Origin of the sequence: Escherichia albertii NBRC 107761 = DSM 17582 (genome assembly GCF_000759775.1) — a bacterium.
Classification (GTDB): domain Bacteria; phylum Pseudomonadota; class Gammaproteobacteria; order Enterobacterales; family Enterobacteriaceae; genus Escherichia; species Escherichia albertii.
Genome location: NZ_BBMY01000033.1, coordinates 25,702 through 37,572 on the forward strand (window position 1 = coordinate 25,702; position 11,871 = coordinate 37,572).

11 protein-coding genes are annotated in these 11,871 nt (G+C 50.7%); 5 read left to right on the forward strand and 6 right to left on the reverse strand.

Annotated elements, in window-relative coordinates; genetic code table 11:
- The first annotated feature begins 221 nt into the window (after positions 1 to 221).
- The 3 genes from EA14781_RS08270 to satP all read left to right on the forward strand — a co-directional run bounded on the left by EA14781_RS08270 (position 222) and on the right by satP (position 2,080).
- On the forward strand, positions 222 to 626 hold the full coding sequence (locus EA14781_RS08270; protein WP_000833522.1) for a DUF2541 family protein: 405 nt from the start codon (positions 222 to 224) through the stop codon (positions 624 to 626).
- Between the two features lie 26 nt (positions 627 to 652).
- Positions 653 to 1,366: an acidic protein MsyB gene (gene msyB, locus EA14781_RS08275; RefSeq protein WP_001102345.1), complete on the forward strand. Its 714-nt coding sequence runs from the start codon at positions 653 to 655 to the stop codon at positions 1,364 to 1,366.
- A 147-nt stretch (positions 1,367 to 1,513) separates the two neighbouring features.
- Complete coding sequence (gene satP / locus EA14781_RS08280; RefSeq protein WP_000528545.1) at positions 1,514 to 2,080, forward strand: acetate uptake transporter; 567 nt, start codon at positions 1,514 to 1,516, stop codon at positions 2,078 to 2,080.
- Positions 2,081 to 2,287: 207 nt separating this feature from the next.
- Here satP and mog read toward each other — a convergent pair whose 3' ends face one another.
- Positions 2,288 to 2,875 carry a molybdopterin adenylyltransferase gene (gene mog / locus EA14781_RS08285; protein ID WP_002430322.1) on the reverse strand — a complete coding sequence of 196 codons (588 nt, stop codon included), beginning with the start codon at positions 2,873 to 2,875 and terminating at the stop codon, positions 2,288 to 2,290.
- 114 nt (positions 2,876 to 2,989) lie between these two features.
- A complete protein-coding gene (gene tal / locus EA14781_RS08290; protein WP_000130184.1) occupies positions 2,990 to 3,943 on the reverse strand; it encodes a transaldolase in 954 nt (317 codons plus the stop codon).
- A 280-nt stretch (positions 3,944 to 4,223) separates the two neighbouring features.
- On the opposite strand from tal, the gene EA14781_RS08295 reads away from it, so the two are divergent.
- Both EA14781_RS08295 and yaaA read left to right on the forward strand, forming a co-directional pair.
- Complete coding sequence (locus EA14781_RS08295) at positions 4,224 to 5,654, forward strand: alanine/glycine:cation symporter family protein (protein ID WP_001112617.1); 1,431 nt, start codon at positions 4,224 to 4,226, stop codon at positions 5,652 to 5,654.
- A 69-nt stretch (positions 5,655 to 5,723) separates the two neighbouring features.
- Positions 5,724 to 6,500, forward strand: coding sequence for a peroxide stress protein YaaA (yaaA, locus tag EA14781_RS08300; RefSeq protein ID WP_000906164.1), 777 nt, complete (start codon positions 5,724 to 5,726; stop codon positions 6,498 to 6,500).
- Between the two features lie 152 nt (positions 6,501 to 6,652).
- Here yaaA and EA14781_RS08305 read toward each other — a convergent pair whose 3' ends face one another.
- The 4 genes from EA14781_RS08305 to thrA all read right to left on the reverse strand — a co-directional run bounded on the left by EA14781_RS08305 (position 6,653) and on the right by thrA (position 11,845).
- Entirely contained in the window at positions 6,653 to 6,949 is a 297-nt protein-coding gene (locus EA14781_RS08305) for a DUF2502 domain-containing protein (protein WP_000738743.1), read from the reverse strand.
- A 212-nt stretch (positions 6,950 to 7,161) separates the two neighbouring features.
- Complete coding sequence (gene thrC / locus EA14781_RS08315) at positions 7,162 to 8,448, reverse strand: threonine synthase (protein ID WP_000781085.1); 1,287 nt, start codon at positions 8,446 to 8,448, stop codon at positions 7,162 to 7,164.
- Entirely contained in the window at positions 8,449 to 9,381 is a 933-nt protein-coding gene (gene thrB, locus EA14781_RS08320) for a homoserine kinase (RefSeq protein ID WP_000241676.1), read from the reverse strand.
- Position 9,382: 1 nt separating this feature from the next.
- Positions 9,383 to 11,845, reverse strand: coding sequence for a bifunctional aspartate kinase/homoserine dehydrogenase I (gene thrA, locus EA14781_RS08325; RefSeq protein ID WP_002430324.1), 2,463 nt, complete (start codon positions 11,843 to 11,845; stop codon positions 9,383 to 9,385).
- Positions 11,846 to 11,871 lie beyond the last annotated feature (26 nt).

Sequence of the window (11,871 nt, forward strand, 5' to 3'; positions counted from 1 at the left end):
GAGATGCAAAAATTTTTTGTGCTTTTACGCAGAAACTTCGCGATATGCAGGAAAAGGTGAAGAAACAGGGAATTATTGCATTCACAAAATAGATAATTAACGCTTTTATATTCATGGAAAAATTGTAATAAAAAGAAAAGATTACGCGCCTGAATATTTTTCCTGCCAGCGGTAAAATGGACCATTCATTCCCCTACCGCTCTCCGCTAAGAGAATCTCTCATGAAATCCGCGTTGAAGATTTCCACCTGTCTGGCGCTTGGCCTGATGTTGTGCAATACCGCACAGGCCAATAACCATAAAATACTCGGCGTTATTGCCATGCCACGTAACGAAACCAACGATCTGGCACTAAAGATGCCTGTTTGCCGCGTTGTTAAACGTATACAACTCACCGCTGATCACGGTGATTTACAGCTGAGCGGTGCATCGGTTTATTTCAAAGCCGCCCGTAGCGCCAGCCAAAGCCTGAGCGTGCCTTCTGAAATCAAAGAGGGGCAAACAACCAACTGGATCAACATCAACAGCGACAACGACAACAAACGCTGCGTGTCAAAAATCACCTTTTCCGGTCATACGGTAAATTCGTCCGATATGGCCACGCTGAAAGTTCTCGGCGACGACTAACCTTTTAATACAGAAGCCACAATGACATGAACGTCAACTACCTACATGACTCAGATTTAGATTTTCTACAACATTGCAGCGAAGAACAGTTGGCAAACTTCGCCCGATTACTTACTCATAACGATAAAGGTAAAACTCGTCTGTCCAGCGTGTTGATGCGCAACGAATTGTTTAAATCGATGGAAGGACATCCCGAGCAACATCGCCGCAACTGGCAGTTGATTGCCGGAGAATTACAACATTTTGGCGGTGATAGCATCGCCAATAAACTTCGCGGACACGGTAAATTGTACCGGGTCATTTTGTTGGATGTCTCAAAACGGCTGAAACTGAAAGCCGATAAAGAGATGTCCACCTTTGAAATTGAACAACAGTTACTCGAACAATTTCTGCGCAATACCTGGAAGAAAATGGATGAGGGACATAAGCAGGAATTTCTGCAAGCGGTCGATGCAAGGGTTAATGAGCTGGAAGAACTGCTGCCATTACTGATGAAAGACAAACTGCTGGCAAAAGGCGTATCACATCTGCTTTCCAGCCAACTGACCCGCATTTTGCGTACCCACGCGGCAATGAGTGTGCTTGGACATGGTCTGCTGCGTGGCGCGGGCCTTGGCGGCCCGGTCGGTGCAGCCTTAAACGGTGTTAAAGCCATTAGCGGTAGCGCTTACCGCGTCACTATTCCTGCCGTGTTGCAAATTGCCTGCCTGCGCCGGATGGTTATCGCCACTCAGGTCTAATACCGGACACCGGGGAAAATTTTTATTTTCCCCTCAAAAGATCGTAGACACTGCCCCATCGGCTGATTATTATGCCGCGCCCTGAAATCACTACAGTTATTCAGGGAAATTATTTCACCATTCATTCAATGATGATTTTGAGGAATTATGGGCAACACTAAGTTGGCTAATCCGGCACCGCTGGGCCTGATGGGCTTCGGCATGACCACCATTCTGCTTAACCTGCACAACGTGGGTTATTTTGCTCTGGACGGTATTATTCTTGCCATGGGCATCTTCTACGGCGGCATCGCGCAAATCTTTGCTGGTCTGCTGGAATATAAAAAAGGCAACACGTTCGGTTTAACCGCCTTTACCTCCTACGGTTCTTTCTGGCTGACGCTGGTTGCTATTTTGTTGATGCCAAAAATGGGTCTGACCGACGCGCCAAATGCGCAGTTCCTCGGTGTTTATCTGGGACTGTGGGGCGTATTTACGCTGTTTATGTTCTTTGGTACGTTGAAAAGCGCGCGCGTTCTGCAATTCGTTTTCTTCAGCCTGACCGTGCTATTTGCTCTGCTGGCTATCGGTAACATTGCCGGTAACGAAGCGATCATCCACTTTGCAGGTTGGATTGGTCTGATCTGCGGCGCCAGCGCAATCTATCTGGCGATGGGGGAAGTGCTGAACGAGCAGTTTGGCCGCACCGTTCTGCCGATTGGTGAATCCCACTAATTGTTTGAGCTCCCCCGCTCAGGGGGAGCTCAGATTGTTAATAACGTGCGCTTTATTCATGCCGGATGCGGCGTGAACGCCTTATCCGGCCTACATAGTCATGCAAATTCAATATATTGTAGAAATCACGTAGGCCTGATAAGCGTAGCGCATCAGGCAATTTTATGTTTGTCATCAGTATCAGCGTCCCCCGCATGGGGAGATTTTTTATTCGCTAACTTCTCGTCTTGCGCTCTTTGGTCTGAATGCCGCAACCACTTCCGGTGCCGTTTCAACGTATGGTCCTTCCAGCAACTGAATACAGTAAGGTACGCTGGCAAAAATACCGTGCACCACAACGTTACCTTCGGCGTTCTTCACCCCTTCCAGCGTCTCTTTAATGGATTTCGGCTGACCAGGCAAATTAAGGATCAATGCCTGTTTACGAATAACCCCCACCTGGCGCGAAAGGATCGCGGTTGGTACAAAATGCAGGCTAATCTGGCGCATCTGTTCACCAAATCCCGGCATCTCGCGATCGGCCACTGCCAGCGTCGCATCAGGCGTCACATCACGACGCGCCGGACCAGTTCCGCCCGTTGTGAGCACCAGATGACAACTCATTTCATCTACCAGCTCACACAACGTTTGCTCAATGATCGCTTGCTCATCGGGGATTAAGCGGGTTTCCAGTTCAAATGGCGTGGTCAGTGCCGATGTCAGCCATTCTTCCAGCGCAGGAATGCCTTTATCCTGATAAACGCCGCTGGATGCGCGATCAGAGATGGAAACTAAGCCAATACGTAAAGTATTCATCACGATTTTTCCGTTTAAACAGTCTCGTTAAACAGAATGATACACTGCGAAGAGAGTGACAGACAGGCTTCAGAAGAGGTAGCGTGACCGACTTCCCGGTCACGCTAAGAATGATTACAGCAGATCGCCGATCATTTTTTCCAGTTTTTCCTGGTCAACAGCAAACTTACGGATACCTTCCGCCAGTTTATCTACTGCCATCGGATCCTGGTTATGCTGCCACAAGAACTCGGACTCGGTGATACGAGCCGGACGCGCTTTCACTTCGCCGGTGTAAGACAGTTTACGTTCAACAACACCTTCGCTCTCAGCCAGCTCTTTCAGCAGTGCCGGTGCGATAGTCAGGCGGTCGCAGCCTGCCAGTTCCAGAATTTCGCCGATGTTACGGAAGCTTGCGCCCATAACCACAGTTTCATAACCATGCTCTTTGTAATACTGGTAGATTTCCGACACGGAAATCACGCCCGGATCTTCTGCCGGAGCATATTCTTTCTTATCGGTATTTGCTTTGTACCAGTCAAGAATACGTCCAACAAATGGAGAGATCAGGAACACGCCGGCTTCTGCACAAGCGCGCGCCTGAGCGAATGAGAACAGCAGAGTCAGGTTACAGTTGATACCTTCTTTCTCCAGTTGTTCTGCAGCACGGATGCCCTGCCAGGTAGACGCCAGTTTAATCAGAATACGATCGTTGCTGATGCCAGCATCGTTGTAGAGTTTAATCAGGCGTTTTGCTTTCGCAATTGACGCTTCAGTATCATAGGAAAGACGCGCATCAACTTCAGTTGAAATACGACCCGGAACCAGTTTCAGAATTTCCAGGCCAATGTTCACCGCCAGCTTATCAGTGGCATCAACGATCTGCTGTGCGCGATCGTTGCTCTGCTGTTTCGCCCAGGCAACAGCATCATCAATCAACTTACGGTATTCCGGGATTTGCGCTGCGTTAAGAATGAGAGAAGGGTTGGTTGTCGCATCCTGCGGTTGATACAGCTTCATTGCCGCGATGTCCCCAGTGTCGGCCACTACAGTGGTGTACTGACGAAGGGAGGTCAATTTGTCCGTCATAATAGTATTTCTCTTTAAACAGCTTGTTAGGGGGGATGTAACCGGTCTGCCCTGATGATATCACGACGCAACGACAGCGCAACCGCCGACGAGAGGGTTAGCAACAGGCAAGACTGTTTCGGATTTCTGACACTGCGTTGATATTGCTCGCCATTCTTAAACAAAATTCCATGTATGCTACGCAAGCATTATTAATCCATGCCCGTCGTATATAATTCTTAATCAATGAGTAACGCTAACACAGGAAAGTCATCGCGCACCGGCGATAAGAGGGATATGCATGCCAGATTTTTTTTCCTTTATTAACAGCGTCCTCTGGGGTTCGGTGATGATTTACCTGCTCTTTGGCGCAGGCTGCTGGTTTACTTTTCGCACCGGGCTTGTTCAATTTCGCTATATTCGCCAGTTTGGCAAAAGTCTGAAAATAAGCATTCATCCACAACCGGGCGGTTTAACTTCTTTTCAATCATTATGTACCAGTCTTGCCGCGCGCGTGGGTAGCGGTAATCTGGCTGGTGTTGCGCTGGCTATTACCGCCGGTGGACCTGGAGCTGTCTTCTGGATGTGGGTTGCCGCGTTTATCGGCATGGCGACCTCTTTTGCTGAATGCTCCCTCGCCCAGCTTTATAAAGAACGCGATACCAATGGGCAATTCCGCGGCGGTCCGGCATGGTATATGGCGCGCGGACTTGGAATGCGCTGGATGGGAGTGCTGTTCGCTATCTTTCTGCTCATCGCTTACGGTTTAATTTTCAGCGGCGTCCAGGCAAACTCCGTTGCCCGCGCCCTGAGTTTTTCGTTTAATTTTCCACCATTGATAACTGGCATCATACTCGCCTCTTTCGCCTTACTGGTGATAACCCGCGGTATTTGTGGCGTCGCCAGACTGATGCAATGGTTTATCCCAATGATGGCATTAATCTGGGTACTCACCAGTCTGGTTATTTGCGCAATGCACATTGGGCAGCTTCCTCACATCATTTTATCCATTTTTGAGAGTGCCTTTGGCTGGCAGGAAACGGCTGGCGGCGCGGCGGGATATACCCTAAGTCAGGCGATTACTAACGGCTTTCAGCGCAGTATGTTTTCCAATGAAGCGGGGATGGGTTCTACGCCAAACGCGGCCGCGGCAGCAGCTTCCTGGCCTCCGCATCCGGCGGCGCAGGGGATTGTCCAGATGATCGGCATTTTTATCGACACGCTGGTCATCTGTACGGCAAGCGCCATGCTGATATTGCTGGCCGGAAACGGCGTAACCTACATGCCTCTGGAAGGTATTCAGCTTATCCAGAAAGCGATGCGGGTATTAATGGGGCCATGGGGAGCGGAGTTTGTCACAGTAGTGATTATTCTGTTCGCCTTCAGTTCTATCGTCGCCAACTACATTTATGCCGAAAATAACCTCTTTTTTTTACGCCTGAACAATCCCAAAGCGCTCTGGTGCCTGCGTATCTGCACCTTTGCTACGGTAATTGGCAGCACGCTACTTAGCCTTCCTCTAATGTGGCAACTGGCTGATATTATTATGGCGTGTATGGCTATCACTAATCTGACCGCGATTTTACTGCTCTCTCCGGTGGTTCATACCATTGCCAGCGATTATCTACGCCAGCGTAAGCTTGGAGTGCGCCCGGTATTTGATCCCCTGCGCTATCCAGATATCAGTCGCCAGCTCTCCCCTGACGCATGGGATGATGTTTCACGGGAGTAATCACAACTATCGATCAATTCATCCACTTTTTTTGCTACAGTCGCAGTAAATTTCCTGCAAGGACTGGATATGCTGATATTAATTTCACCTGCAAAAACGCTTGATTACCAAAGCCCGTTAGCCACTACGCGCTATACGCTGCCAGAGCTGTTAGACAACACCCAGCAACTGATTCATGAAGCGCGAAAACTGACGCCTCCGCAAATTAGCACGCTAATGCGCATCAGTGACAAACTGGCAGGTCTCAACGCCGCCCGCTTTCATGACTGGCAGCCAGATTTCACGCCGGAGAATGCCCGCCAGGCAATTCTGGCGTTTAAAGGTGATGTCTACACCGGTTTGCAGGCCGAAACCTTCAACGAAGACGATTTCGATTTTGCCCAACAGCATTTGCGGATGCTTTCCGGCCTGTACGGCGTACTGCGCCCACTCGATTTAATGCAGCCTTATCGTCTGGAAATGGGGATCCGTCTTGAGAACGCCAGAGGAAAAGATTTGTACCAGTTCTGGGGCGATATCATCACCAACAAGCTGAACGAGGCGCTCGAAGCGCAAGGCGATCGCGTAGTGATTAATCTGGCGTCAGATGAGTATTTTAAGTCGGTTAAACCAAAGAAACTGAATGCTGAGATTATTAAGCCGGTTTTCCTCGATGAGAAAAACGGCAAGTTCAAAGTTATTAGTTTTTATGCCAAAAAAGCGCGCGGCCTGATGAGCCGTTTTATTATTGAAAATCGCCTGACCAAACCAGAACAACTGACTGGCTTTAATAGCGAAGGCTATTTCTTTGACGAAGCCTCGTCCAGCAATGACGAACTGGTGTTTAAACGTTACGAACTACGTTAAGTTTGTAGTCAATGCCGGATGCGGCGTGAACGCCTTATCCGGTCTACAAAAGTATGCAGATTCAATATATTGCAGAATTCACGTAGGCCTGATAAGACGCGCCAGCGTCGCATCAGGCGCTGAATGCCGGATTGTTACCCGGCATTTGTCATTTAGCGGTGATGTTTGCCTGCACCATGACCACCGTGATGATCATGATGCGCTTTCTTATGGTGACGCGGCGGTGGCGGCGGCCCATGTGGGTGCCAGCGATTACCTCGCCACTCATAATGTTTGTTCCACCAGCCATGGTCCCGCCAGTGACCGCCATCCCAGTAATAGCCGCGATTATCACGATCGCCAATCTGTAATTTTACTGACGGGACTAACGTAATTTCCGCAGCCTGCACTGCCATGGGAGCGACCAGAACCAGGGAAAGTGCGAGAACAATGGATTGCATCTTTTTCACAGGTTACTCCTTTTATCATTGCCCGTTATGGGTCGATATAAGGAGATTACGGTAAGAGAACGATCGTTGTTATCCTCTGCAATCCTAATCTCTAACTTACCGCATTTATTGAGAATTTCTCCTTTTTCCCTGTCGATTTTCTCCATATTTTCTCCACAAAAAAGCCGGACTGCATAAACGCAAGCCCGGCTTTTTTAGATAATCAATAGATATTACTGATGATTCATCATCAGTTTACGCAGCGCAGCGAAATCGGCGGGAAGGTTATGCGAAAGTAATGGCAAATCAGCACGTTCTGCCAGTTCTTTTGGCAGTTCGAGCGTTTCACCGAGAATCGCTTCCACGCTCTCTTTAAATTTCGCCGGATGTGCGGTGCCGAGGAACAGGCCGTATTCGCCAGGATGCAACTGATCGCGCAACGCACGGTAAGCTACGGCAGCGTGCGGTTCCGAGATATATCCCAGCACTTTTAACTCGCGCATTGTCTGTTGAGTGGTTTCATCATCCACCGCGGCATACCCCAGCTCTTTAAGTTGCCAGATTTTGCGGCGGAACAACTCTTCCACGCGCGGCCAGTTGTTTGGCTGGCTAACATCCATCGCATTGGATAACGTTGCCTGAGTCGCTTTTGGTGACCACTTCCCATCGCGGAGAAAACGAGGCACCGTATCGTTAACGTTAGTGGCAGCGATAAAACGCTTCACCGGTAAACCGAGTGATTTTGCCAGCAGCCCCGCCGTCAAATCACCGAAGTTTCCGCTCGGCACCGAGACAACCAACTGGTTACGTGCTTCCTGCGGCAACTGCGCTACAGCCTCAAAGTAATAGCAAATCTGCGCCAGTAAGCGGCTGATGTTGATAGAGTTAGCGGAGTTCAGCCCCAGCGTTACTTTCAGTTCCTCATCATCAAAGGCCTGCTTCACCAGCGCCTGACAGACATCGAAATCGCCGTCGATAGCAACGGTTTCAATGTTGCCCCCCAGCGTACAAAACAGTTTTTCTTGCAGTGGGCTGATTTTGCCGCGCGGATAAAGGATGACCACGTTAACGTTCGGTAAACCGTAGAAAGCGTGAGCTACTGCCGCTCCGGTATCGCCGGAAGTCGCAGTCAGAATGGTCACGGGCTTATCGCCCGCAATATGGGTCAGCACTTGCGCCATAAAGCGACCGCCGAAATCTTTAAATGCCAGCGTCGGTCCGTGAAACAGCTCCAGACAACCGATGTCGCCTTCAACTTTGGCAACTGGAGCCGGGAACGCAAACGCCGCGCGTACGCGCTCTTCCAGTACGTTCTGCGGGATCTCATCACCAATAAACGCGGAGAGGATCTTTGCGCTGCGGGTGACAAAATCCAGCTTCAGCATCTCATCAATTTCAGTCAGGCTGAATTCCGGTAGGTCGTGCGGAAAAAACAGCCCCTGATTTTTGCCCAATCCCTGAGTTACGGCTTGCGCAAAGCTGACCTGCTCGTTGTGATCTTTCAGATTATAGAGTTTCATTTAGTTTTCCAGTACTCGTGCGCCCGCCGTATCCAGCCGGCAAATATGAACAAAACCTTCCTGATTTTGCAGGTAGTTATTACCCAGCCAATCAGCAACGCGCCGGGCGGTATCCGGTTTGTCACACAGTGCGAACAACGTCGGGCCTGAGCCGGAGATACCACTCGCCACCGCGCCAATTTCCGCTACCGCCTGCCGTGCCTGCCTGAAGCCCGGCAACAAACGCTCACGATACGGTTCCGCGATAACATCTTTCATCAGCTTCGCGGCAAGTTCAGGCTGGCGGGAATAGCAGGCATGAATGAAGCCCGCCAGATGCCGCCCATGAGCAATGCAATCCTGGCGGCGATACTGCGCCGGTAAAATGGCCCGCGCTTCTGCCGTCGAGACTTTAATTCCCGGATACGCCAACACCCATAGCCACTCATCAAACCCTGGTACCTGCTGACTGATGATGCCGTTTTCTTCGATCATCAACTGCATACCGCCAAGAAAACACGGTGCCACGTTGTCGTAATGAATGCTGCCGGAGATACGCCCTTCCAGCTCGCCCATCAAGGCCAGCAGGCGGATATCATCGAGCGGCTTACCGCAGTGTTCATTCATCGCCACCAGCGCCGCGACCACCGAACAGGCGCTGGAACCTAAGCCAGAACCGATCGGCATATTCTTTTCCAGAGTCATCGCCACCGGAATTTGCTTACCCAGTTCCTGGCAAAAACGTTCCCAGCACTGATAAACGATATTTTCTCGTGGGGACGACGGCAGCTTATCGGCAAACCGTCCGAGGTTATTGAGGCTGAAATGCTCTGCCGCTTCAACCGTCACGACATCTCCCAACAAGGAACCATCAACAGGCGTCACTGCCGCTCCAAGCACATCAAACCCGACGCTCATATTGGCACTGGACGCCGGAGCATAAACTTTAACCATGTCAGACTCCTAACTTCCATGAAAGAGTGCGTAGCAGATCGGCAAAGACGCCGGCAGCCGTAACGTCATTGCCCGCGCCATAACCGCGGAGAACCAGCGGCAGCGGCTGATAATAGTGACTATAGAAGGCCAATGCGTTTTCGCCGTTTTTCACTTTAAACAGCGGATCGTTACCGTCGACTTCAGCAATCTTCACGCGACAGACGCCATCTTCATCAATATTGCCAACATAGCGCAATACTTTGCCTTCATCGCGCGCCTTTGCCACGCGCGCGGCAAAGAGAGCATCCAGTCGCACCAGATTCGCCATAAATGCCGCAACATCACCTTCCGCGTTAAAGTCGGCTGGCAGCACAGGTTCAATCTCGATATCCGACAGCTCCAGCTCCCGCCCGGTTTCACGGGCGAGAATCAACAATTTGCGCGCCACATCCATACCGGAAAGATCATCTCGCGGGTCCGGTTCGGTATAGCCCATTTCCCGGGCCAGAGCGGTCGCTTCAGAGAAACTCATACCTTCATCTAATTTACCGAAGATAAATGAGAGCGAGCCCGAAAGAATGCCGGAGAATTTCATCAATTCATCGCCAGCACTGAGCAAGTTTTGCAGGTTCTCAATAACCGGCAATCCCGCGCCGACGTTGGTGTCGTAGAGGAATTTACGCCGCGACTTTTCCGCCGCATGACGCAACAGATGGTAGTAATCCATCGACGAGGTGTTGGCCTTTTTGTTCGGCGTAACAACGTGGAAACCTTCGCGCAGGAAGTCGGCATATTGATCCGCCACTGCCTGGCTGGAGGTGCAGTCAACAATGACCGGGTTCAACAAATGATATTCTTTCACCAGGCGAATTAAGCGCCCAAGGTTAAACGGCTCTTTGGCTTGTGCAAGCTCTTCCTGCCAGTTTTCCAGATTGAGGCCATGTACATTAGTCAGCAACGCCTTCGAGTTGGCGACGCCGCAAACGCGTAAGTCGATATGCTTGTTCTTAAGCCAGCTTTGCTGACGCTTCAGTTGCTCCAGCAACGCCCCGCCCACGCCACCGACGCCAATGACAAACACTTCAATAACCTGATCGGTATTGAATAGCATCTGGTGGGTAACGCGCACACCAGTAGTTGCGTCATCGTTATTTACCACTACGGAGATAGAACGTTCGGAAGATCCCTGAGCAATGGCAACAATATTGATATTAGCGCACGCCAGCGCAGCAAAAAATTTCGCTGAGATGCCACGCAACGTACGCATACCATCGCCCACTACTGAGATAATCGCCAGCCGTTCAGTGACTGCCAGCGGCTCCAGCAGACCTTCTTTCAGTTCAAGATAGAACTCTTCCTGCATCGCCCGTTCAGCTCGCACACAGTCGCTTTGTGGTACGCAGAAACTGATGCTGTATTCGGAAGACGATTGCGTAATCAGCACCACTGAAATACGGGCGCGTGACATCGCTGCAAAGACGCGCGCCGCCATGCCGACCATTCCTTTCATTCCCGGACCGGAAACGCTGAACATCGCCATGTTATTCAGGTTGGAAATTCCCTTCACCGGCAACTCATCTTCATCACGACTGGCGCCAATGAGCGTACCCGGCGCTTGAGGGTTTCCGGTATTTTTTATCAGGCAAGGGATCTGGAACTGGGCGATGGGGGTAATGGTGCGGGGGTGAAGAACTTTAGCGCCGAAGTAGGAAAGCTCCATCGCTTCCTGGTAGGACATCGACTTCAACAACCTCGCATCGGGCACCTGACGCGGGTCACAGGTATAAACGCCATCAACGTCAGTCCAGATCTCACAACAATCGGCGCGTAAACAAGCTGCCAGTACGGCTGCAGAGTAGTCAGAACCGTTACGCCCCAGCACCACCAGTTCGCCTTTTTCGTTACCGGCGGTGAAACCGGCCATCAGCACCATGTGGTCAGCAGGAATGCGACTTGCGGCAATACGGCGGGTAGACTCAGTAATATCAACGGTGGATTCGAGGTAATGACCAACTGCCAACAGTTTTTCAACTGGATCGATAACCGTAACGTTGTGGCCACGCGCTTCCAGCACACCCGCCATAATGGCAATCGACATTTTTTCGCCACGGCAAATCAGCGCGGCATTAATGCTATCCGGGCACTGCCCTAACAGGCTGATGCCATGCAGAACATGTTTTATTTGAGCGAATTCCAGATCGACGAAAGTTTTCAGTTGCGCCAGTGGAAATCCCGGCTGGGCGTCGGCGAGTCCAGTCAGAAGTTCGGCAAAAATACGTTCGGCATCGCTGATATTGGGTAAAGCATCCTGGCCGCTAATGGTTTTTTCAATCATCGCCACCAGATGGTTGGTGATTTTGGCGGGGGCAGAGAGGACGGTCGCCACCTGCCCCTGCCTGGCATTGCTCTCCAGAATATCGGCAACCCGCAGAAAACGTTCTGCATTTGCCACTGATGTACCGCCGAACTTCAACACTCGCATGGTTGTTACCTCGTTACCTTTGGTCG